Here is a 24,666-nt window from a genome sequence, read left to right as displayed (position 1 = left end):
TATTGTTTTTTAATATATTTCTATGTATTAGAATAATTTATTATAAAATAATAATAAATATTTTAATATTTTAAAAGTAATATTAATTATTTATTGATAAATTTTTTAAAATTTAATAGGTTTAAAATGAAAAAAATAGGTATTTTTTACGGAAGTGATACAGGAAACACAGAAAAAATTGCTTATAAAATACATAAACAATTGGGAAAAAATAATTCTAAAATATTCGATATTTCAGATTCTTCTTTAAAAAAAATTAAAAAATTTAATATTTTATTTTTTGGTATACCTACATGGTATTATGGAGAATTACAATGTGATTGGCCAGATTCTTTATCTATTTTAAAAAAAATAGATTTAAAAAATAAAATTATTGCTTTATTTGGTTGTGGAGATCAAAAAGATTATTCTGAATATTTTTGTGATTCTATTGGAATTATGTATGATATTTTAAAAAAAAAAAATGCAAAATTAGTAGGAAAATGGTCTACAAAAAATTATAAATATGAATACTCTAAAGCACAAAAAAATAAATCATATTTTTTTGGATTACCAATTGATGAAGATAATCAATCAAAACTAACTAATAAAAGAATTAAAAAATGGTTACAATTAGTAATTCAAGAAATTAATAATATTTTAAAAAATAATTTTTTACATAAGTAATAATCATTAGTTTTTAAAATAATAAAAATAAATATTTTTATTTATATAAAAATATTGATACTTGACAGTATCAAAATAAATTATCTTGAATACTGTCATAATATATAAATTTAATATTTATTATTAAAATTAATTGTCAATTATTTTAATGCTATCCATTCTGCTAAATCTAAAACTTTATTTGAATATCCAATTTCATTATCATACCAAGATACTAATTTTACAAAGTTTTTATTTAGTGATAATCCAGCTTTTTCATCAAATATAGATGTTAAAGAAGAACCGTTAAAATCACTAGAAACTACATCATCATTTGTATATCCGATTACATCTTTCATATATGTTTCAGATGCTGATTTAATAACTGAACATATATTTTTATAAGTTGTTTTTTTATTTAATTTTACAGTAAAATCTACTACTGATACATTAGCAACTGGAACTCTAAATGCAATACCTGTAATTTTTTTATTTAATTCTGGTAAAATTTTTCCTACAGCTTGAGCTGCTCCAGTAGAAGCGGGAATAATATTTTGTAATGAACCTCTACCACCTCTCCAATCTTTTAATGAAACTCCATCTACTGTTTTTTGAGTAGCTGTTGTTGCGTGTACAGTAGTCATCAATCCTTCAATAATTTCAAATTCATCATGTAATACTTTTGCTAAAGGTGCTAAACAATTAGTAGTACATGACGCATTAGAAATTATTTTTTGATTATTATATTGACTAAAATTTACTCCTCTAACAAACATTGGAGTATCATCTTTTGAAGGTCCTGTTAATATAACTTTTTTAGCTCCTGCGTCTATATGTTTTGAAGCAGATTGACTTGTTAAAAATATTCCAGTAGATTCAATTACTATATCAATTTTATGTAATTTCCAGTCTATATTTTCAGGTTTTCTTTCTGAAAAAATATAAACTTTTTTATTATTTACTACTATGTTTCCATCTTTTTCTTGTACAGATTTTGAAAATAAACCATGTGTTGAATCATATTTTAACATATATGCTATATATTTAGATTCTAATAAATCATTAATAGCTACAATTCGAATATTTGGTCTATTTTGAGCTATTCTAAAAATCATTCGACCTATACGACCAAAACCATTTATGGCAATTCTAATTTTCATATATGTTATTTACCAAAAATTACAGTATATTAAAAATATTTAATATGTTATGTATATAATAATGTTAAAATTTTAATTTTTATTTATTTTTATTAATTATTTAATTTTTAAATAAATAATTTATTTTTAATAAAAAAATAAATTTAGATATTTATAAAATACTTTTTTAAAAAATTTAGTATATTTTAAATGATTAAAGAATTATTCTCAATAATAATTATATATTATAATTTTTTAATATAAATTATTTATTTTTTAAAAATATAAATATTTAATTAAATTTTAATATTATAGAATTATCTAATAAAAATATAAACTAATTTAATTTTATACAAATAAAAATAAGAATATTGTTCTTTTTAAGTAAAAATAATAATATCTTTTTATATCAACTATATATTTATTATATATAATGAATCGGAATAAATTTTTTTAATGAAAAAAAAAAACACAAAAAAAAAAACATTTCAAAAAAATCAACTTGTAATTCATACTCAATACGGCATTGGTAGATATATTGATTTATGTACATTAAAAAATAAAGGAAAATTAACAGATTATTTTGTAATCATGTATGCAAATAAAGTTAAACTTTACGTACCTATTACATCTCTTAATTTAATAAATATTTATAAAACTTCAAATACTTCAAAAATATCTTTAAATACTTTAGGAACTAAAACATGGTTAGAAACATGTAAAAAAGTAAAAAAAAAAATTTATGATGCAGCTGTTGAATTAATTGATATTAAAGCACATCGATATTGTAGAAAAGGATTTTCCTTTAAAAAAAATATTTTGAAATACAAAAATTTTTGTAATAAGTGTTTGTATCATATAACACTTGATCAAAAAAACTCTATAAAAGAAATTATACAAGATATGAAAAAATCAGTTCCTATGGATCGTTTATTATGTGGAGATGTAGGATTTGGAAAAACTGAAATAGCTATGAGAGCTACTTTTATAGCTTTAGATAATAAAAAACAAGTTGCTATTCTTGTTCCAACGACTTTATTAGCTCAACAACATTATAATACATTTAAAAATCGATTTTCTGAGTATAAGTATAAAATTAATGTATATTCACGTTTTACATCAAGTAAAAAAGAAAAAATAATTAAAAAAAAAATCAAAAATGGAAAAATAAATATTCTTATTGGTACACATAAAATTTTATCAAAATATTTAATTTGGAAAAATTTAGGATTATTAATTATTGATGAAGAACATCGTTTTGGTGTATTTCATAAAGAAAAAATAAAAAAATTATATATTAATATTGATATACTTACTTTAACAGCTACACCGATTCCTAGAACATTAAATATGTCTATTCTTGGAATCAAAGATTTATCTATTATATCTACTCCGCCAAAAAAACGTTTAAAAATAAAAACATTTATCAAAAATTTTCATCCTAAAATTATACGAAAAGTAATATTAAGAGAATTAAAAAGAAAAGGACAAGTATATTATTTATTTAATAGAGTTAAAAATATAGAAGAAAAAAAAAAATATTTATTATATTTAATCCCAGAAGCTCGTATTGAAATTAGTCATGGAAAAATGAATAGTAAAGATTTATATAAAATTATGTATGATTTTTTTAATAAAAAATTTGATATTTTAATCTGTACTACAATTATAGATACTGAAATAAATATTAGTAATGTTAATACTATGATTATAGAAAATGCTGATAAATTTGGATTATCACAATTACATCAATTACGTGGTAGAATAGGTCGTTCTAAAAGACAAGCATATGCATTTTTTTTAATACCAAATTTAAATAAAATTAATAAAAAAGCAAAAAAACGATTAAATATAATAAAAAATTATACAGATTTAGGATCTGGTTTAATATTATCAAAACATGATCTAGAAATAAGAGGAGTTGGTGAATTATTAGGAACAAATCAAAGCGGTCATATTAAAACAATTGGTTTTAAACTATATAAAAAATTTCTTAAAGAATCAATTTTAAAAATAAAGCAAAAAAAAAATTTACAAACAATTAATGAAATAAAAAATTTTAATCAAAATATTGATATTCAATTAAATGTATCTGCAATACTACCAAATAACTATATTAAAGATATTAATATAAGATTAATGTATTATAAAAAAATATCATCTGTTAAGAAAAACAAAAAACTAAAAAAAATAAAACATGCAATGTTTAATATATTTGGAAAATTACCAAAATATACAAAAAATTTATTTTTATTAACACAAATAAAAATTCTTTCTAAAAAAATTGGTATTAAAAAAATTTTTTTTCATATTAAAAAAATATGTTTAATTTTTTCAAAAAAAAATATTTTAAATATACAATGGTTATATAAAAAAATCATTAGAAATCTTTTTTATTGGAAAATATTAAAATATAAAATATATTATTATAAAAAATTTTCAAATGACAAAGAGTTATTATATTGGATTAAAAATTTTTTAAAAAAAATTATTAATAAAAATAAATAATTTTAACTATTAATTTTTAATATTATTTATCAAATAAAATATTTTTAATTAAGGTAGATATGAAAAAAAAAATTCTTATTTCATGTTCTAATAGTAAAGAAGTAGAGTATTGGATTTTAAAAAAAAATTATTCTTTATTAAAAAAACAAATTATTTCAGTAAAAGGTACACCACAACCCTTAAAATTTAATAAAAATAAAAAATTATTATATATAGGGATAAAAAATCCAAATAAAATAATTACATATAAATTATCTAATAATAATATTTTTAAAAAAAAAAATGAAATAAATATATTTAATACACCAAATTATATTACATTATATAAAAAAAAAAAAATATTATTTTGTGCTTCTTATCATGGAAATGGATTTATTGTATTTATTTTAAATAAAAATGGATTAATTAAAAAAAAAATTTATATTTTTAAAAAAATTATAGGATGTCATTCTATTAAAATATTTTATAAATATAAATTAATTTATATTACTGCATTAAAAGAAGATAAAATCTATATATATAAAATTAAAAATATAAAAAATAAAATATATTTATTTTTAAAAAATATTATTTATACTACTAAGAATAGCGGTCCTAGACATATTATATTTCATCCTATTAAAAATTATTTATATTCTATTAATGAATTAAATGGAACAATTGATGTATGGAATATTAATAATTCTTCATATTTACTCATTCTACAACAATCAATTTCCTTAATACCAAAAAAATATACAAATATTCCCTGGTCTTCTGAAATTCATATACATCCTAACGAAAAATATTTATATGCTTGCGATCGATCTAATAATATTATTACATTCTTTATTATTAATAAAAATACTGGACATCTATCTTACATAAAATCTTATAAAACGGAAATACAACCACGATCATTTAATATTAGTAAAGATGGAAAAATCTTAATAGTTTTAGGAGAATTATCAAATTCTATGACAATTTATGCAATTAAAAATGGATATTTAATATTTAAAAAAAAACAATTAATCGGAAAAAATCCATTATGGATTTTAATAGAATAATGTTTTTTATAAAAAATTTTAAATTAAAATAACAATAATTATGTTACAAAAACCATGTAACATAATTATTTATTTTAAATAAAAAATATAAATAAAATTTTTTATAGTATAATATATATATAAAATTTATATTTATATGAATAAAAATTTTTAATATAAATTAAATATTTAAATTTTTAAATCTTGTTATATATGGGATATTTATAACAAATTTTTTTTATCTTTTTACTAATTTTTTTTATTTTTATTAAATTATTAGGTTCATTTAAGATATCACAAATCCAATTAGTAATTTTAATAACATACTTAATACTTATGCCTCGTTTAACTATAGCAGGAGTACCAATACGAATACCTGAAGTAATATACGGACTTTGAGAATCATTAGGAATGGTATTTTTATTTACTATAATTCGTGCTAAAGCTAAAATATTACTAGCCTCTTTACCCGAAATTTTTTTTTCAGACAAATCGATTAAAAATAAATGATTATTAGTTTTTCCAGAAATAACAGAAAAATTTCTTTTTAAAAATATTTTAACCATTTTTTTAGAAAAAAATAAAATATTTTTTTGTAATAAAAAAAATTTTGGTTCTAAAGCTTCTTTAAAAGAAATTGCTTTAGCAGCAATAACATGCATTAAAGGTCCACCTTGGCTTCCAGGAAATACTGATGAATCTAATTTAGAATAAATTTTTTTATTACCACAATTTGAAATAATTAAACCCCCTCTTGGACCTCCTAAAGTTTTATGTGTTGTAGTACTTACAACATGTGCATATTTTAATGGATTAGGATAAATACCTGCAACAATTAAACCTACAATATGTGAAATATCAACAAAAAAATATGCATTAATTTCATCTGCTATTTTTCTCATATATTTCCAATCACAAATTCCTGAATAAGCAGAGAATCCTCCAATAATCATTTTAGGACGATGCAAATGTGATAAATATTTTAATGCGTCATAATCAATTTCACCACATTTATTTACTCCGTAAGAAAATGATTTATATAGTTTTCCTGAAAAATTTACTGTTGATCCATGAGTTAAATGTCCTCCATGATTTAAGTTCATTCCTAAAATTATATCATTAGGTTTTAATAAAGCATTAAATACCGAAAAATTAGCTTGTGATCCTGAATGAGGTTGAACGTTTACATATTCAACATTAAATAATTTTTTAGCTCTTTTAATTGCAATTTTTTCAATTTTATCAATGATATTACATCCGTTATAGAAACGATTTCCAATATATCCCTCAGCATACTTATTTGTTAAACATGATCCCTGAGCTTCAAGAATAGAAGAACTAACATAATTTTCTGATGCAATTAAATTAATATATGATTCTTGCCTTTTTTTTTCTTTTATAATTAGTTTCCAAATTTTTGGATCATAATTTTTTAAATTTGTGTTTATCATAAGAATTTTCTTATATTTATTTTAAAAATGATAATAAATTTATATTATTTAATATATATTTATTTAATAATATTAAAATTTTTAAAAATATAAAAATAACTATATATCATAATTAATGATTAAAAATACACGGATTTTGAAAAATTCTAGTAAAATTTATTGTTTTTTTTTCTTTTTTTGAAATATTTATTAAATGAATTTTATTATTTTTTAAAAATGTAGATGATAAAATTAATAAATATTTTGATTTTGATGTTTTAGAATATTTAAAAAAATTTTTTTTTTTAATAATATTTAAACATGTATTAATTTTTAAAACAGGCCAAAGAACACGCAATTCTTCTGATATTTTTATAGCTAATTTTAAATATATTGATTCTAAAAAAATAATATTAACATCTATAAGAAAAAAATTATATTTATTTAAATAAATAGATTTTATTAAAAGTAATAATCTATCCATTCCTATAGCTACACCAATTGCTGGATTGTCTTTTCCTCCTAAAAATTTTACTAAATGATCATAACGACCGCCTGCACAAATAGTATTTTTTGATCCTAAAAGATTAGATTTCCATTCAAATACTGTATCATTATAATAATCTAATCCTCTAACTAGTTTTTTATTTATAATAAATTTTATTTTAAAATAATGTAATAAATTACATAGTTTTTTAAAACGAATACATGATTGTAAATTTAAATAATTTTTTAATATTGGAGCAGATTTTAATAGTTTTTTTATATAAATATCCTTATTATCTAATAATCTAATAGAATTATTTAATAATATTTTTTTTTTATTTTTTTTTATTTTATGTATATTTTTTTTTAAAAAACTATTTAAATCCAAAGAGTATTTTACTCTATCTTCTATAGAACCAATTGAATTTATTTCTAAAGTTAAATATTTTAATATATTTAATTTTTTCCAAATATTTATTGTTAATATAATAAGTTCATAATCAGAAATTATATTTTTTGAGCCGAATAATTCTATTCCAAATTGATGAAATTGTCTAAAACGTCCTTTTTGAGGTCGTTCATAACGAAACATGGGACCGTGATACCAAAATTTTTGAATTTGAGATTGATAAAAAATGTTATTTTGTATACATGCACGAATACAACCTACTGTTCCTTCTGGTCGTAAAGAAATTTTTTTTTTTTTTTTATCATAAAAATTATACATTTCTTTATTAATAATATCAGTATCATTTCCAATAGCTTTAGTAAATAATCTTGTTTCTTCAACTATTGGTAATCTAATTTCTGAAAATGCATAGGAATGTACTATATTTTTAATTATTACTTCTATTCGATTTAATTCGTAAGTATCTAAAAAAAAAAGATCGTGCATTCCGCGAATTGATCGATATGACACATTCATATTTTATAATTTCCTATATTAATACTATTATTATTTGTGTACTTAATATTTATAAATAAATATTACTTATTTAAAATAATATTAAGCTATTAATTGCCCACATGCTGCTTGAATATCAGAACCTCTATTTTTTCTAATAATCACAATAAAACCTTTTTTTCTTAAAAAATTAGCAAAATTTATAATATTTTTACTACTACTACAAATATAAGAAGAATTTTTAATAGGATTCCATGGAATTAAATTAATTTTACATGGTATATTTTTTAATAAATTTGATAATTCAATTGCATGATGTTGAAAATCATTAATTTTTGATAACATAACATATTCTATAGTTACTATTCCTTTATTTGCAGAAGATTTTTTTAAATAATTTTTTATAGATTCTAATAATAATTGAATATTATAAATTTTATTTATTGGCATAATTTTATTACGTATAGTATTATTAGATGCATGTAAAGAAACTGCTAAAGAAATATCAATTTTTCCAGCTATTTTATTAATAGCGGGAACAATACCAGAAGTCGATAAAGTTACTTTATTTTTAGAAAAATTAAAACCATAATTTCCTAATATAATATCTATTGCTATTATTATATTTTTTAAATTTAATAACGGTTCTCCCATACCCATCATAACAATATTTTTAATAGGAGGAAAATTTTTTTTTTTGCTATTATATTTTTTTATTTTATTTATAACATACCAAATTTGACCAATAATTTCTGAAACCAATAAATTTCTTTTATATCCTAATTGACCAGTAGCGCAAAAATTACATTTTAATTGACATCCTACTTGTGAAGAAATACACAAAGTAGCACGTTTTTTTTCTGGAATATATATAGTTTCAATAAATTCTTTATTACATAAAAATTTCCATTTAATAGTGCCATCTATCGATTTTATTTTTTTTATACATTTTGGAATTTTAATAACAGCTATATTATTTAATTTTTTTTTTAAAAAAAAATTTAAATTACTCATTTGATCAAATTTTATATTTTGTTTTTTGTAAATCCAATCAGTGATTTGAATAGCTCGAAATTTTTTTTCTCCTATTTTTATAAAAAAATTTATCATTTTTTTTAAATTAAAATTTAATAAATTAATTTTTTTTTTTTTAATATTTGATAAAATATTTTTTTTACACATATTTATTTCCAATATATATAATTATCTTTAGAAATAGTTTTATAAAAATAGATATAAAATTTATCTTTTAAAATAAAGGTAAACTTTTATTTATAAAAATTATCTTATAACAGTAAATATTAACATAACAAGAGAGTATTTTTATATGAATCCTATATTAAATATTGCTATTAGAGCTATTAGAGCAGGTGGAAAAATTATTGCACAAAATTATGATTTAAAAAATATTTCTTGTGATATAGAAAAAAAAAAAAATTTTAAGTATATTAAAAGAATAAAAAGAAAAACTTTTTCTATTATAAATAATTTGATTAAACAATCATACCCTAGACATTATATTTTAAATATAGATTCTAAAGAAAAAATCCAAACAAACAAAAATATTTGGATAATTAATACATTAAATGGAAAAAAAAATTTTATTCAAAAAATTCCTCATTTTTGTTTATCTATTATTATACAAGAAAAAAATCAAACATATATATCAGTTATTTATGATCCAATAAAAAATGATTTATTTACTGCAATTAAAGGTCAAGGAGCTCAATTAAATGGTTTTAGAACTAGATGTTACAAATATAATAAAAATATTTATAATACAATTATAACATTGTATTATAAAAATAAACATGAAAAAAATATCAATTTATATATTTCATTAATGCAACAATTATTAAAGGAAAAAATTTCAATAAGACAATCTGGTTGTTCAATATTAGATTTAGCATATTTATCTTCTGGAAAAATTAATGCATATGTTAGTTTTAATGAAAAAAAATCAAATTTTTTTTTCGGGGAATTACAGATAAAAGAATCTGGAGCTCTTATAACAGATATTTTAGGTGGACATAATTATATTAAAAATAAAACTATATGTGTAGGTTATTCAAATATATTAAAATTTATATTAAAAAAAACACGTTTTTTAAGCAAAATTTATAAAAAAAAATTGTTTTATAAAAATTAATAATAATAGTAATTTTATTAATTGATTTTATTAAATTAGTAAATAAAAAAAAAATTATTTTTATAGAAATTTTAAAAATTTTTTATTTATAAATTTACTAAACTTAATATATTTTTTGTTTTTTGATAAGATAATTCAAAAAAACAACCAGATTTCAAAAATTTAGGTAATGTTATTATTCCAAATTTAATTCGAATTAATCGATTAACTTTGATATTAATAGCATTCCATAATAAACGAACTTCTCTATTTTTTCCTTGAAACAAAGATACCTTAAACCATTGATTTTTTTTTTTTTTTTTTAAAAAAATAATTTCGTGAAATTTAGAAATAGAATTATTAATCAAAATTCCTTTTTTTAGTAAAAGTATTTTTTTTTTTAAAATTTTTCCAAGAACACAAACAAGATATTCTCTTTTTATTCTATAACTAGGATGCATTAATCTATGTGCTAATTCTCCAAAATTAGTAAATAATAATAAACCTGATGTATTAATATCTAATCTACCAATACTAATCCATTTTGAAAAAAATAATTTTGGTAATTTTTTAAAAACTGTAATTCTATTATATTGATCTTTTTTAGTACATATTTCTCCAACTGGCTTATGATATATAAGTATTTTTGTTTTTTCATTTTTTATAAAAATTTTTTTTTTTTTAAAAATATCGATTTAATATTTTTTTTTAAAAATCTTTCCCCTATATGTACAATTTTTCCATTTATTTTTAATGATTTATTTAAAATATGTTTTTCAATATTACGACGTGAATCTACACCACAATTTGATAATATTTTTTGAATTTTCTCTGCCATATTAAATACCTATTTCTTATTTTTATTATTTATATAAATAAAAATTATATCATAATAGATATTAAAAAATTTTTCAAATAATAAAAAATATATCATAAATAACAGAAATTTAAAATTTATTAATAAAATATATAATATATAGATGTTTTTTATAATAAAAATTATTATAATATCTTAATTTTATAAAAAATAATATTTTTTAAAAATAAATATTTCTTGTAATAAGCTATTTTAAATACTAATTTTAAAATAAAATTATTAAATTTTTATATATTAAATAAAAATATATTATAAATTTTATAAATTTTTTGATGCTAAAAAATTTATTAATAATAATATTTAATAATATTTCATAAAAAATAATTAATAATTAATTTAAAGTAAAAATTAAAAATTTATATAAGGGAAATACATGATTTTTGAAATATATACTATAATTTATGATGCCTATAGATTTTTAAAAAATAATAAAATAAATATTTTATTACTATCTATTTTTAGTACATTAATAAATTTCATCATATTAATTTTTTTTAACATAAAAAAAAAAAAATTATTAATTTTATATAATATTAATTATTTTAAAAAATTATCTTATTTAAATATAATTAACAGTATGAATAATAATCAAAAAAATATTATTTTTTACATAAAAAGTATAAAAATAATTAGTTTTTTAATTTCTATTTTTTTTTTATATATATTTACTATTTATTTAATACAATCTATTTCATTTTCCATAAAAAAAAATTTATATATTATTCTTACTAAAATTTTACAAATTTTATTATTTTTATTTTTAATAATTTTTTTTCAATTTTTTTCAATAAAAAATAATTTTTATAACTTTAAAATTTCTGAAATATTATCATATATTTTGTTTTCTTTTACTCCTATAATTTTTTTAACAGAAAAAAAAAATATTTTTATTGCATTTAAAGATAGTATATTAATAATTAAAAAATATAAATTAATTATTATTCCAATTATTTTAATATGGTTTATACTAAAATATTTAATTATGATTTTTTTTAAAAAAATACTTATATTTTCAATATATAAAAATATTATATTTTTAAATATATGTAATAATATAATTTTTTCTTTTTTAATTATATGTTTATTTAGATTTTATATGTTTGTAAAAATAAATAATATTTTGTAAAATAAAATATAAATGAATTTAAATAAATATTTTTTATATAAGATTTATTTATAAATTAAAATATTTAAAAAATATTTTTATGACCAAATTAGTGAATAAAAATGTCAAAAAATCAAGATACAGATATGGTAAGTAATAAAAATTTAATGTTAAAAACTATTGCAATGCCGTTACATAAAAATATAAATGGAAATATTTTCGGAGGATGGATTATGTCAAAAATGGATATTGCAGGAGGAATTTTAGCTAAAGAAATTTCAAAAGGAAGAGTATCGACAGTATGTGTTAAAAATATAAATTTTTTAAAACCTATTTCTGCTGGAGATTTAGTTTTTTGTTATGCTAAATGTAAAAAAATAGGAAATACTTCTATTACAACAAAAATAGAAATTTGGATTAAAAAAATACATTCAAAATTATTTGGAATTTCATACTGTTCTACAACAGCAACATTTATTTATGTTGCTATTGACAAATATGGCAAACCAAGAATGTTTTCTATTAAAAATAAAAAATCAAAATTAAAATAAAAAAAATATTTAATAATTATGAAATATTATTCAATAAATATTAAAAATGTATTAATTAATAAAAATTAATAAAAATATAATTTTAATATTAAAATATAATAAAATATTTATAAAATTTTTTATAAAAAAAATTAATAAATATTATAAAAAGCAAATTAAAAAGGGTTAATATCAATATGAAAATTTTTTTTTTAATAATATTAAAAATATTTAAATTTATATCAATAACATATAATTTAATAAAAAAAATATTTTTAAATATTTTTATATTATTATTTTTAAGTATTTTTGTTCTTTTAATATATGAAATTAAAAAAAAAAATATATTTTTTTCAAAAAACAATAAATCAGGAATTCTAGTTATTGATTTAAATCAGACTCTCAAAGAAGAACCAATTAGAAATATATCTTTATATAAACATCATAATTATTTTTTAAATTTTTTTAATTGGAGTAATAATTCTTCTGTTTATGAAATTACTAAAAAAATTGAACAGGCTAAAGAAGACCCTAAAATAAAAGGAATACAATTAAATTTTTCAGATTCATTTACTAGTAATCAAGTTATATTAGAATATTTTGGAAAAAAATTATATGAATTTAAACAATCCAACAAACCAATTATATCAATAGGTAAAAATTATTCACAAAGCGGATATTATTTAGCTAGTTTTTCAAATAAAATTTTTTTATTACCCGATGGTTCTGTACATATTAATGGTATTGCAAATACCAAAATATTTTTGAAAAAAATTATAGATACATTAAAAATTCATTTACATGTTTTTAGAATCGGAAAATATAAAAATGCTGTAGAATCTGTTTTAAGAAATTCTCCTTCTAAAATAAATAAGAAAATTGATCAATTAATCATTCGTTTTAAATGGAAAAAATATTTACAAAAAATTGCTAGTAATAGAAATACTGTTCTAACAGAAATATGTCCTAATCCTAATATTTTTACAAAATTTTTTAAAAAAAAAAATAATAATTATACAAAATATGCCTTATATCACAATTTAGTAGATAAAATTCTTAAAAAAAATAGTATTAAAAAATATTTAAATAATTTTTTTAAAAATAAAGATAAAAATTATAATTATAATTTTATTAATATAAATAATTATTATATTAATAAAAAGAAAATAACTTTAAATTCGAATAAAATCAAAGTTATAATTTCTAATGGAATTATTGAAAATAATTGTAAGAGATCCGCTAATTTAAATATTGAAAATTTATTAAATGAAATTGATGAAGCAAAAAATGATTCTAGCGTTAAAGCTGTAATATTACGTATAAATAGTCCAGGTGGAACTGTTAAATATTCAGAAATTATAAGAAAAAAATTATTAGAATTACATAAATGTAATAAACCATTGATTATTTCTATGGGTGATGTATGTGCCTCTGGAGGATATTGGATATCAACAGCAGGAGATTATATAATTGCTCATGATACTACATTAACTGGATCTATTGGAATATTTGCTGTAATACCTACAATTGAAAAAATATTATCAACTATAGGAATTAAACAATATCAAATAAAAACAAAATATTATGAAGATTTCAGTATTTTTCATGAATTATCTGAACAAAGTAAAAAAAGTATTGGTGATAATATTATTAGAGAATATAAAAAATTTATTACAATAGTAGCACAATCTCGAAAATTATCATATAAAAAAACACATAGTATTTCACAAGGAAGAGTCTGGACAGGTTATCAAGCTCAAAAAATAGGATTAGTAGATGAAATAGGAGATTTGGATCATGCAATTAAAAAAGCTGCTCAATTAGCAAATATTAAAAATTATTGTGTTATCTGGTCTAAATTAGAAAAAAAATCAACAGCAAATGTTACAAGTAACATGAATAATTCAATAAATATTAAACAAAAAAATATTTTGAACATGCTTATTAAAAGATTTTTTATAAATAAAAATTTATTTGAACAAGATAATTTATATCTTTTTTATAAAATAATTTTTTCTAAAAAAATATTTTCTCTTTGTTTAGAGAATTTTGTTTTTAAATAAAAATAATTAAAATACATAAAACACCAACAAAAAATTAATAATATTTTTTGGTGTTCTTATATATTTTTTGTTTATATCAATATGTTTTTTTTAATAAAAATTTTAAAAAGATAAATATTGTCTATCAGCGTGATAAGAAGAACGAACAAGAGGACCACAGAAAACTTTAGAAAATCCTAAAGATAAAGCTATATATTCAAAATTTTTAAATTCTTTAGGTGTAATATATTTTTGAACTAATAAATGATTTTTACTTGGTTGCAAATATTGACCGATAGTAACAATTGATACACCTACAGATTTTAAATCTTTTAACACTGATATAATTTCTTTTTTTTTTTCACCTAAACCCAACATTAAACCGGATTTTGTTGGTATATTCGGGCAAATTTTTTTAAATTGATATAATAAATTTAAAGATTTAATATAATCTGCTCCAGGTCTAATTAAAGAATAAAGTCTAGGAACATTTTCAATATTATGATTAAATATATCTGGAGGAAATTTATTAAATATTTTTAATGCTATTTTTTCTTTTCCTCTAAAATCTGGAACTAAAATTTCTACTTTTATATTTTTTTTTTTACGAATTTCATAAATACACTTAGAAAAATGTTTAGCTCCGCCATCTTTTAAATCATCTCTTGCTACTGATGTTAAAACAACATATGTTAATTTTAATTTAATAACAATATCAAGTATTTTTTTTGGTTCATTTTTATCTATTTTTTGAGCCCTTCCTTTAGTAACAGCGCAAAAAGGACATTTACGAGTACATATAGATCCTAAAATCATAAATGTTGCTGTACCATTATTAAAACATTCAGGCAAATTTGGACAATTGGCTTCCTCACAGACAGAATGTAAAAAATTTTTTTTTAATATTTTTTTTATCTTGTTAATTTTTTTTAAATTAGAAGGAAGTTTAATTTTTAACCATTTTGGTTTTTTTAAAATTGATTTCGATTTACTAGATTTTAAAATTTTTGGTATCATGTATATATTTTTTTCTTTATCTTTTTTTTCTTTTAACATTATAATTTTTCTCTAATTTATATTTTATTATTAAAATTAATTATATATTTTTTAAATATATAATTGTTTTTATAATTTAATAATTAAATAAAATATAAAAATTTTTTATAAAAATTTCTTGAACATTTTTTATTGTGATATTTTTTTTAAAATTTTTGATTTGAGTCATCTTTATTTTTTTATTTCCACAAGGAGAAATAAAATTAAATGGTTTTAAGTCCATATTTACATTTAAAGAAATACCATGTAGTGAACAACCATTAATTATTCGAAAACCTAACGAACAAATTTTTTTTTTTTTAACATAAATTCCAGGATGTTTTTTTTTTGTATAGGATGATATTTTTAAAATTTTTAATATATGTATAATTAATATTTCTATTCTATTTACTAATTCATAAAATTTAATTTTTTTTCTTCGCAAATCAATTAATAAATAAATAATTAATTGTCCTGGTCCATGAAATGTAATTTTTCCTCCTCTATTTGATTTAAATACTGGTATTTTATGTATAAATGGTGCATATTTTTTTTTTTCTAATACTCCATAAGTAAAAACTGGATAATGTTCTAAACACCATAATTCATCAGAAGTATTAAAGCTTCTATTCTTAGTAAATTTTATCATTTTTTCTTCTATACCTAACCAGTTACATATACCTAAATTTCGAATTATAATATTCATTTTAAAAATTTATATATTTATTGAATAAATTAATAAAAATAATTATTTATTAAATTTAATATTTAATTAGATAAAAAATTTTTAATAAAATGTTAATTTATCATAGTTGCTATAATTTTTTTATTACCATTATTTATCTTTAACAAAGATACTATAATAATATCAGATACTTTATAATAAATCTTATTTTTTATATATATTATTCCTTTTTCAGAATTAAGATTTAATTCATGACGAATTTTATGAATATAAGTAACTGGAATAAAAATATAAGCACCAGTTTTCAATAAACGAGCTTTAATTCCTCCTTTAGAAATATCAATAATATTAGCTTGATATTTTTTTTTGTCACTTTTTTTTTTATTATAGTATTTAAAATATAACCATTCCTCTATTTCTTTTAAAGCCATACGAATTTTATATTTACGATGTATTATTTGAGGAATAATATTTGTATCAGGAGGAGAAATTTTTTTTTTTCCTATAATTATAGATTTAATTAATCTATGATTAATCATATCACTATATTTTCTAATTGGAGATGTCCAAGTAGCATAATATGGAAGTCCAAGAGAAAAATGTGGTTTAGGTATTAAACTTATTTCTCCAAAAGACTGAAATTTTTGAATTCTATAATTAATATATTTATTAGATAATTTATTTAATTTTCGTTTTAATTTACAAAATCCAGATAATGTCATAATTTCTTCTAAAGTAAAAATAATATTATATTTTTTTAAAAAATTAATAGCATTTTTTGCGTTAAAAGTATCAAAACCAGAATGTGAATTATATAATCCAAAACCTAATTTTTTTTTTAAGAAACTAGCAGCACAAATATTAGCTGAAATCATAGACTCTTCAACAATTTTATGTGCAATACTTCTTTTTTCTACTGAAATATTTAAAATTTCCCATGTTTTTGATAAATGAAATTTATATTCAATATTATCTGGAAATATTAATGCATTTTTTTTTCTCCACATATTTCTAATTTTATACATTTTATATAGTAATAAAATTTGTTTTTTAATTTTTTTGTTATCTGGTTGCCAATTTCCTAATTTTTCTAACCAATTTGATACATTTTGATACGATAATTTACCTTTTGATTCAATCCATGCTAAAAAAAATTTTGTTTTTTTCATTAAAATTTTTCCTTCATTATCAATGATTATCTTACATGCTAATACAGGTCGCTTTACATGTGGTTTTAATGAACAAAGATCTTCAGAAAATTCTTTAGGTAACATAGATATATTAAAGCCAGGTAAATAATTTGTAAAAACTCTTTTTTTTGCTATATCGTCAACTTTAGTATTAATTAATATATATTCAGTTGGATCTGCGATAGCAACAATTAATGTTAATTTATTTTTTTTTGTTTTCTTTACAAAAAGAGCATCATCAATATCTTGCGTATTACTATTATCAATAGTAATAAAATCTAAATATGTTAAATCTATTCGTTTATCTTTTAAATTATTATTATTTAATATATAATTAAAATTAATTTTTGGAGATTTTTTTTCTAAATTATATTTTGATAAAATTACATTCCATGGAGTTAATGGATCATTTTTTTCAGAAATAAATTTTAGTATATTAATACTAAAATGATTATTATCTCGTAAACTATGTGTATCTAATTCTGCTATTACCCAATCTCCATTTTTCCAAGATCTGAAAACTGATGTTTTATATCGATAAAAAATTAAATCTTTAATATACGGATAATTTGCTTGTATATATATAATATTATTTTTTTTTAATATTGATCCAATAAATTTTTTTAAAAAGGGTTCAATTAATATTTTTGGATATACTATTTCTTTGTTATTTTCTAATTTAATTAGACCTATAATACGGTCTCCATGAATAACTTTCTTCATATTTTTTGAAGGAATAAAATATGTTTTTTTAGAATCGACTTCTAAAAATCCAAATCCTTTTGTAGTACTTTTAACTATTCCTTCTATTTTTTTTTTTTTATATAATTTATTTTTTAATTTTATAAGTAAAGGATTATTATAAAACATAATATGATAACCTAATTTTAGTATGATTTTTAAAGAAAAATAATTTTTTACTTTTAGAAAAAAATGATATATAAAATATTTATATATAAAAATATATTTTTATTAGTTTTTTTAAAAATATAAAAAAATATAATTATAATTAATAATAATAATTATCATAGTAATATATTTATTACTTATTTAATATATATGAAATGTATTAAATATTATTTAAATAATATTTAACCCATAATCTACATATATTACTTGTCCTGTAATTCCAAGTGATAAATTTGAGCACAAAAATGCTGCTACATTTCCAATTTCTTTAATAGTAACATTTTTATTAAATAAAGAATTATTTTTAGAAATATCAAAAATTTTGCTAAAATTTTTGATACCATATGATGATACTGTTTTAATAGGACCAGAAGAAATAGCATTGATCTTAATATTTTTCTTTCCTAAAGAAACTGCTAAATATCGTACATTAGATTCTAACGATGCTTTAGGAATACCCATAATATTATAATAAGGGATATATTTTATAGCACCTATATATGATAAAGTTAAAATAGAAGAATTTTTATTTAAAATATTTTTAGAAGCTTTTATAATTGCTACTAAACTAAAAGAATTAACTTCATGAGCATATAAAAAATCTAAACGATTAATTACTTTAATATAATCATTAGTTAATTGAATTTTAGAAATATTTGCTATTGAATGTACAATTCCATCAAACATACCCCATTTTTTAAATAAAATTTTAAATAATGTTTGTATTGAATCGTCTGAATTAATATCACAATATAAAATAATTTTAGATTTTACTTTTTTTGCTAAAATTTTAATATTTTTTTTTGATTTTTTACTGTGATATACAAATGCTAATTTAGCATTTTGTTTATACATTGCTAGTGCTATTCCCCAGGCAATAGAAAAATGATTTTTTATACCAAAAATTAAAATTTTTTTTTTTTTTAAAAAAGCCATAAACAAATTAACCTATAAAATATTATTTTTTTAAAAAAATAATATATTAAAACTAAAAAAATATTTCTAATATAAATAAAAAATTTTAAAAAATATTAAATTTATAATTATTTTATAATAATAATTAGTGTATTTAAATTTAATAAATGTTAAAAATAGTCTTTTAAATTAAACTAAATTTTTATTTAAAAATATTAAAAATATATTTTGTTATTATATAATATAAAAATCTTATGGTAAATAAGGTATATTTTTTTTTATGATTGATCCTCCTAAACATTTATTTTTTAAATAAAAAACTGCAGATTGACCCGGAGTAACATATAAAATAGGTTTTTTAAAAATTACTTTTATATAATTATTTTTCTTAGAAATCTTAAAAAATTCACAAATAATTGGTTCTTGTCTGTATTTTATTTGTACAACACATTTTTTTTTAAAATAAAAAATATTATCATTTATATAATGAATTTTTTTTGTTAAAAATCCATAAGATAATAAATAAGGATTTCTTAATCCTTGTACTACAAAAATAATATTTAAATAAATATCTTTTTTTACTACATACCAAGGATAAGCATTTTTTTTTTTTTTTTTTCCTCCAATATTTAATCCTTTTCTTTGACCAATAGTATAAAATTCATAACCTAAATGTAATCCTAAAAATTCTTTAGACATAGTTAAAATTTTTCCAATTTTTTGAGGAATATATTGTTTTAAAAAAGAATTGAACTTTTTAGGTTGAATAAAACAAATTCCTGTAGAATCTTTTTTTTTATAAACAGATAATTTTATTTTTTTTGCTATTTTTCTAATTTTTTTTTTTTTAAAATAAGCTAATGGAAAAATTATTTTAGATAAAATTTTAGATTTTAAAGTATATAAAAAATAACTTTGATCTTTTTTTTTATCATGTGCTCTATATAAATAAAAATTTTTTTTTGTTTTTTTAATTTTAGCATAATGTCCAGTAGCAAAATAATCAGATTTTAAATATTTTAATGAGAATTTTAAACATATATTAAATTTAATTATTTTATTACATAAAATATCTGGATTTGGAGTATTTCCCTTTTTATGTTCTTTAAGAAAATTTAAAAATACATTTTCCCAATATTCTTCAGAAAAATTAATTGTATGTAAAGGTATATTTAATGTTTTACATACTTTTTTTACATCATTAAAATCAATTTTTGATGAACAATAATCATTAGAATCATCTTCATCCCAATTTTTCATAAATAAACCTTCTACTTGATATCCTTGCTTTAATAATAACCAAGCAGATACAGAAGAATCTACTCCTCCGGACATTGCTACAATAATTTTTTTTTTTTTCATTATTTTTACCATTTTTTAAAAATATTTATAATTATTATTAGTATAAATAAAAAATATATTTTATAAAAATGAATTTTTACTAAAAAATAATTTATTATTTAAAATAAAATATTTTATATACAAAAATAAAAAAAAAATTTTATATTTGATAAATATCAAAAATATATGTATAAAATATAAATTTCATATTAAAATAACAAAAATATTAATATTAAAATTCTTAATTAATATATTAATATTAATATTAAAAATATTTATTTTTTATAAAAAAAATTTTTTTTAAATTAAAATTAAATTAAATGGTGAAAAAATTACACAATGAAACATATAAGAAATTTTTCTATTATTGCACACATAGATCATGGAAAATCTACTTTATCTGATCGATTAATACAAAAATGTGGAGGTTTATCTGAAAGAGAAATGTCAGAACAAGTATTAGATACTATGGATTTAGAAAAGGAACGTGGAATTACAATTAAAGCTCAAAGTGTAACAATTTCATATATTTCTAAAAAAGGAAAAAAATATAGTTTAAATTTTATTGACACTCCTGGACACGTAAATTTTGCATATGAAGTATCACGATCTTTATCAGCATGTGAAGGTGCTTTATTAGTAATTGATTCAGTTAAAGGGGTACAAGCTCAAACAGTTGCAAATTGCCATAGTGCTATAAAAATGAAATTATCCATTTTACCTGTTTTAAATAAAATTGATTTACCAAATTCTCAACCAGAAAAAGTATGTAGAGATATTAAAAAAATCATAGGTATATCAACAAAAAATATTGCCTTATGTTCTGCAAAAACAGGTAAGGGAATAACTGAATTATTAGAAAAAATAATTCAGGTTATACCTTCGCCTACAGGTGATATTAATAATTCTTTACAAGCATTAGTTATAGATTCTTGGTTTGATAAATATTCAGGTGTAGTATTATTAATAAGAATTAAAAACGGATTAATAAAAATAAAAGATAAGATAAAAATAATAGGAAAAAAAAATATATATATAGTTGAACAACTAGGAATATTTACACCTAAAAAAATCAAAAAAAAAAAATTATATTGCGAAGAAGTAGGTTGGGTAATATGTGGAATCAAAAACATTTATTCAATATCAGTAGGTGAAACAATTACTACGTTTATTAATTCTTCAAAAAAAAAATTATCTCATTTTAAAAAAATTACACCTAAAATTTATGCGGGTTTATTTCCATTAAAAAACAATCAATATAATAATTTTAAAAATGCTTTAAATAAACTTCAATTAAATGATTCTTCTTTATTTTATGAACCAGAAAATTCACAAGCTTTAGGATTTGGTTTTCGATGTGGATTTCTAGGAACATTACATATGGAGATTATTCAATCTCGTTTAGAAAGAGAATATAATATAGAAATAATCTTAACATCACCTACCGTTGTTTATGAAGTTGTTTTAAAAAAAAACAAAAAAAAAATTTATTTTAATAATCCAACAAAATTTCCAAAAAATAATTTAATTAAAAAAATTAAAGAACCCATAGCACGTTGTAATATTTTAACTCCAAATAAATATATTGGAGAAATTATAAAGTTATGTATTAAAAAAAGAGGTATACAAAAAAATTTAATATATCATGAAAAAAAAACTATTTTAATATATGAAATTCCGTTATCTGAAGTAATTTCAAATTTTTTTGATAAATTAAAATCTATATCTAGTGGATATGCTTCGTTAGATTATTATTTTATTGGATTTAAAACAAGTAATTTAGTAAAAATTGATATTTTAATTAATTTTACAAAAATTGATGCACTTTCATATATATGTCATAAAAATGATTCTCAAAAAATAGCTAAAAGGATTATTGAAAAAATAAAAAAAATAATACCAAGACATCAATTTCATGTTCCTATTCAAGCAGCTATTGAAAATAATATTATTTCTAGAGTAAATATTACACAATTAAGAAAAAATGTATTATCTAAATGTTACGGAGGTGATATTAGCCGAAAAAAAAAATTATTACAAAAACAAAAAAAAGGAAAAAAAAGAATGAAGATAATTGGAAATATTAAAATCCCTCAAGAAGTTTTTTTTACAATATTAAAAATAAATTAATCAATATTAGGAATAATATAATGAAAATTATAATAAGAAAAATATTATTATTATTATCATTAATAATAATATTTTTATTAATTATAAATTTTATAAAAAAAAAAAAAAATGAAGTAAAGAAGAAAAAAAAAAATAAAAGTTTTTATATTATACTTATAATTATTTTTATTCGATTTTTTGTTTATGAATCATTTATAATCTCTTCTAATTCAATGAATCCAACATTATTAACAGGAGATTTTATATTAGTACAAAAATTTTTCTATAATAACAATTTCATTAATAATATTTTTTTTAAAAAATTTAAACCTGAAAGAAATGATATTATTGTTTTTAAATATCCAAAAAACAATAAATTAAATTTTGTTAAACGTATTATAGGTTTACCTGGAGAAGTAATTATATATAATCCATACAATAAAAAATTATATATTATAAAAAAAAACAAACATACAAGAGAAAAAAAAAACATTTTTAAAATCATAAAAAATAAAATCAAAATTAATAAATTAATTAATAAAAAAAGGAAATTTAAAACAAATAAAAATGTATATTTATCACCAATAAAAAAAATATATATAGAAAAAATTCAAAATAACATTCATAATATTGTAATTTCAACCGGCATAAAAAATTGTTTACATCTTTTTAGTAAAAAATATAATAATAAAGAAAATTGGATATGGAAAATTCCAAAAAATAAATATTTTGTTCTAGGAGATAATAGAGATTATAGTTTAGATAGTAGATTTTGGGGATTAATATCTAAAAAAAATATTTTAGGTAAAGTAAAATATATATGGTTAAGTATTAATTATAAAAGTAAAAATTGGTTTAAAAAAATACGTTTTTATAGAATTTCAAAAAAAATAAAATAAAAATATTATATTTAGCAAATTATTGATTTAAAATATTTTATATAAAAAATGTATTAATAATTTTAATTTTTAATTAATATAAAATGAATCCAATAGTGATGAAAAAATTACAAAAATTTATCGGTTATACATTTACAAATATAACATTATTAAAACATGCATTAACACATAGAAGTGCAAGCTCTCAACATAATGAACGATTGGAATTTTTAGGAGATTCAATTCTTAGTTTTATTATTGCTAAAGCATTATATCATCATTTTCCTAAAATGAATGAAGGTGGAATGAGTAGAATGAGAGCTACATTAGTTAGAGGTAATACACTGGCTGAGATTGCTACTGAATTTTCTTTAGGAAAATATTTACAATTAGGGCAAGGAGAAAAAAAAAGTGGTGGTTTTAAACGTGAATCTATATTAGCTAATGCTATAGAAGCAATAATAGCAAGTATATTTTTAGACAGTAATATTTATACTGTAGAAAGAATAATTTTATATTGGTATAAAAATCGTTTCAAAAAAATGAATCCAACAGGAACAAAAAAAGATCCAAAAACTAGATTACAAGAATATCTACAATCAAAACATTTTTCTTTACCAATATATAGTATTGGACAAATATATGGAGAAGCTCATAATCAAATTTTTACTATTTATTGTAAAATTGATGGATTATCAGAATTATTAATTGGAATAGGTGCAAGTAGAAGAAAAGCAGAACAAGATGCAGCACAAAATGCATTAATTAGATTAGAGGTAGAATAA

General features: G+C 18.2%; 19 protein-coding genes and 1 pseudogene. 10 read left to right on the top strand and 10 right to left on the bottom strand.

Going from position 1 to position 24,666, the window contains the following annotated elements:
- Positions 1-126: 126 nt before the first annotated feature.
- Positions 127-666, top strand: coding sequence for a flavodoxin FldA (gene fldA, locus BCC_RS00955; protein ID WP_011672573.1), 540 nt, complete (start codon positions 127-129; stop codon positions 664-666).
- A gap of 140 nt (positions 667-806) precedes the next feature.
- On the opposite strand, the gene gap is transcribed toward fldA, so the two are convergent.
- Positions 807-1,814, bottom strand: coding sequence for a type I glyceraldehyde-3-phosphate dehydrogenase (gap, locus tag BCC_RS00950; protein WP_187284228.1), 1,008 nt, complete (start codon positions 1,812-1,814; stop codon positions 807-809).
- Positions 1,815-2,240: 426 nt separating this feature from the next.
- Here gap and mfd point away from each other — a divergent pair, with 426 nt between their 5' ends.
- Together mfd and BCC_RS00940 are read left to right on the top strand one after the other, a co-directional pair.
- Complete coding sequence (gene mfd, locus BCC_RS00945) at positions 2,241-4,292, top strand: transcription-repair coupling factor (protein ID WP_011672571.1); 2,052 nt, start codon at positions 2,241-2,243, stop codon at positions 4,290-4,292.
- Between the two features lie 59 nt (positions 4,293-4,351).
- A complete protein-coding gene (locus BCC_RS00940) occupies positions 4,352-5,338 on the top strand; it encodes a beta-propeller fold lactonase family protein (protein WP_011672570.1) in 987 nt (328 codons plus the stop codon).
- A 176-nt stretch (positions 5,339-5,514) separates the two neighbouring features.
- On the opposite strand, the gene glyA is transcribed toward BCC_RS00940, so the two are convergent.
- From glyA to BCC_RS00925, 3 genes are all read right to left on the bottom strand, one after another.
- Entirely contained in the window at positions 5,515-6,768 is a 1,254-nt protein-coding gene (gene glyA, locus BCC_RS00935) for a serine hydroxymethyltransferase (protein ID WP_011672569.1), read from the bottom strand.
- A 112-nt stretch (positions 6,769-6,880) separates the two neighbouring features.
- Complete coding sequence (gene hisS / locus BCC_RS00930) at positions 6,881-8,158, bottom strand: histidine--tRNA ligase (RefSeq protein ID WP_011672568.1); 1,278 nt, start codon at positions 8,156-8,158, stop codon at positions 6,881-6,883.
- Between the two features lie 81 nt (positions 8,159-8,239).
- Complete coding sequence (locus BCC_RS00925; protein ID WP_011672567.1) at positions 8,240-9,319, bottom strand: bifunctional tRNA (adenosine(37)-C2)-methyltransferase TrmG/ribosomal RNA large subunit methyltransferase RlmN; 1,080 nt, start codon at positions 9,317-9,319, stop codon at positions 8,240-8,242.
- Between the two features lie 145 nt (positions 9,320-9,464).
- Between BCC_RS00925 and BCC_RS00920 the strand changes: the two genes are divergently transcribed.
- Positions 9,465-10,286, top strand: coding sequence for an inositol monophosphatase family protein (locus tag BCC_RS00920; protein ID WP_011672566.1), 822 nt, complete (start codon positions 9,465-9,467; stop codon positions 10,284-10,286).
- An 86-nt stretch (positions 10,287-10,372) separates the two neighbouring features.
- Here BCC_RS00920 and BCC_RS00915 read toward each other — a convergent pair.
- Positions 10,373-11,103, bottom strand: a pseudogene (locus BCC_RS00915) (pseudouridine synthase).
- 412 nt (positions 11,104-11,515) lie between these two features.
- Between BCC_RS00915 and BCC_RS02125 the strand changes: the two are divergent.
- The 3 genes from BCC_RS02125 to sppA all read left to right on the top strand — a co-directional run bounded on the left by BCC_RS02125 (position 11,516) and on the right by sppA (position 14,840).
- A complete protein-coding gene (locus BCC_RS02125; RefSeq protein ID WP_011672564.1) occupies positions 11,516-12,268 on the top strand; it encodes a YciC family protein in 753 nt (250 codons plus the stop codon).
- A 101-nt stretch (positions 12,269-12,369) separates the two neighbouring features.
- Positions 12,370-12,798, top strand: a complete 429-nt coding sequence (gene yciA / locus BCC_RS00905) for an acyl-CoA thioester hydrolase YciA (protein WP_011672563.1) — start codon at positions 12,370-12,372, stop codon at positions 12,796-12,798.
- A 176-nt stretch (positions 12,799-12,974) separates the two neighbouring features.
- Entirely contained in the window at positions 12,975-14,840 is a 1,866-nt protein-coding gene (sppA, locus tag BCC_RS00900) for a signal peptide peptidase SppA (protein ID WP_011672562.1), read from the top strand.
- A gap of 102 nt (positions 14,841-14,942) precedes the next feature.
- Here sppA and lipA read toward each other — a convergent pair whose 3' ends face one another.
- The 5 genes from lipA to mnmA form a co-directional block, all read right to left on the bottom strand.
- The gene (gene lipA, locus BCC_RS00895) at positions 14,943-15,875 is read right to left on the bottom strand and encodes a lipoyl synthase (protein ID WP_011672561.1); all 933 of its coding nucleotides are present in this window, start codon (positions 15,873-15,875) and stop codon (positions 14,943-14,945) included.
- A 76-nt stretch (positions 15,876-15,951) separates the two neighbouring features.
- Positions 15,952-16,569, bottom strand: coding sequence for a lipoyl(octanoyl) transferase LipB (lipB, locus tag BCC_RS00890; RefSeq protein WP_049760643.1), 618 nt, complete (start codon positions 16,567-16,569; stop codon positions 15,952-15,954).
- Positions 16,570-16,652: 83 nt separating this feature from the next.
- The gene (locus tag BCC_RS00885; RefSeq protein ID WP_011672559.1) at positions 16,653-18,599 is read right to left on the bottom strand and encodes an exoribonuclease II; all 1,947 of its coding nucleotides are present in this window, start codon (positions 18,597-18,599) and stop codon (positions 16,653-16,655) included.
- Between the two features lie 210 nt (positions 18,600-18,809).
- On the bottom strand, positions 18,810-19,574 hold the full coding sequence (locus BCC_RS00880; protein WP_011672558.1) for an enoyl-ACP reductase FabI: 765 nt from the start codon (positions 19,572-19,574) through the stop codon (positions 18,810-18,812).
- Between the two features lie 231 nt (positions 19,575-19,805).
- Positions 19,806-20,927: a tRNA 2-thiouridine(34) synthase MnmA gene (mnmA, locus tag BCC_RS00875; RefSeq protein WP_011672557.1), complete on the bottom strand. Its 1,122-nt coding sequence runs from the start codon at positions 20,925-20,927 to the stop codon at positions 19,806-19,808.
- 306 nt (positions 20,928-21,233) lie between these two features.
- On the opposite strand from mnmA, the gene lepA reads away from it, so the two are divergent.
- From lepA to rnc, 3 genes are all read left to right on the top strand, one after another.
- The gene (lepA, locus tag BCC_RS00870) at positions 21,234-23,024 is read left to right on the top strand and encodes a translation elongation factor 4 (protein ID WP_011672556.1); all 1,791 of its coding nucleotides are present in this window, start codon (positions 21,234-21,236) and stop codon (positions 23,022-23,024) included.
- Between the two features lie 20 nt (positions 23,025-23,044).
- Complete coding sequence (gene lepB / locus BCC_RS00865; protein ID WP_011672555.1) at positions 23,045-23,902, top strand: signal peptidase I; 858 nt, start codon at positions 23,045-23,047, stop codon at positions 23,900-23,902.
- Positions 23,903-23,985: 83 nt separating this feature from the next.
- Positions 23,986-24,666 (top strand): ribonuclease III, encoded by a 681-nt coding sequence (gene rnc, locus BCC_RS00860; protein WP_011672554.1) that lies wholly within the window; start codon positions 23,986-23,988, stop codon positions 24,664-24,666.

The sequence above is a fragment of the Buchnera aphidicola BCc genome (genome assembly GCF_000090965.1).
GTDB classification, from domain to species: domain Bacteria; phylum Pseudomonadota; class Gammaproteobacteria; order Enterobacterales; family Enterobacteriaceae; genus Buchnera_F; species Buchnera_F aphidicola_F.
This window is presented reverse-complemented; position numbering and strand designations above follow the sequence as displayed.

Excerpts from the sequence above, each read along its gene's own strand:
- fldA (WP_011672573.1), top strand. The coding sequence starts at position 127 with ATGAAAAAAATAGGTATTTTTTACGGAAGTGATACAGGAAACACAGAA.
- mfd (WP_011672571.1), top strand. The coding sequence starts at position 2,241 with ATGAAAAAAAAAAACACAAAAAAAAAAACATTTCAAAAAAATCAACTT.
- BCC_RS00940 (WP_011672570.1), top strand. The coding sequence starts at position 4,352 with ATGAAAAAAAAAATTCTTATTTCATGTTCTAATAGTAAAGAAGTAGAG.
- glyA (WP_011672569.1), bottom strand. The coding sequence starts at position 6,768 with ATGATAAACACAAATTTAAAAAATTATGATCCAAAAATTTGGAAACTA.
- hisS (WP_011672568.1), bottom strand. The coding sequence starts at position 8,158 with ATGAATGTGTCATATCGATCAATTCGCGGAATGCACGATCTTTTTTTT.
- BCC_RS00925 (WP_011672567.1), bottom strand. The coding sequence starts at position 9,319 with ATGTGTAAAAAAAATATTTTATCAAATATTAAAAAAAAAAAAATTAAT.
- BCC_RS00920 (WP_011672566.1), top strand. The coding sequence starts at position 9,465 with ATGAATCCTATATTAAATATTGCTATTAGAGCTATTAGAGCAGGTGGA.
- BCC_RS02125 (WP_011672564.1), top strand. The coding sequence starts at position 11,516 with ATGATTTTTGAAATATATACTATAATTTATGATGCCTATAGATTTTTA.
- yciA (WP_011672563.1), top strand. The coding sequence starts at position 12,370 with ATGTCAAAAAATCAAGATACAGATATGGTAAGTAATAAAAATTTAATG.
- sppA (WP_011672562.1), top strand. The coding sequence starts at position 12,975 with ATGAAAATTTTTTTTTTAATAATATTAAAAATATTTAAATTTATATCA.
- lipA (WP_011672561.1), bottom strand. The coding sequence starts at position 15,875 with ATGTTAAAAGAAAAAAAAGATAAAGAAAAAAATATATACATGATACCA.
- BCC_RS00885 (WP_011672559.1), bottom strand. The coding sequence starts at position 18,599 with ATGTTTTATAATAATCCTTTACTTATAAAATTAAAAAATAAATTATAT.
- BCC_RS00880 (WP_011672558.1), bottom strand. The coding sequence starts at position 19,574 with ATGGCTTTTTTAAAAAAAAAAAAAATTTTAATTTTTGGTATAAAAAAT.
- mnmA (WP_011672557.1), bottom strand. The coding sequence starts at position 20,927 with ATGGTAAAAATAATGAAAAAAAAAAAAATTATTGTAGCAATGTCCGGA.
- lepA (WP_011672556.1), top strand. The coding sequence starts at position 21,234 with ATGAAACATATAAGAAATTTTTCTATTATTGCACACATAGATCATGGA.
- lepB (WP_011672555.1), top strand. The coding sequence starts at position 23,045 with ATGAAAATTATAATAAGAAAAATATTATTATTATTATCATTAATAATA.
- rnc (WP_011672554.1), top strand. The coding sequence starts at position 23,986 with ATGAATCCAATAGTGATGAAAAAATTACAAAAATTTATCGGTTATACA.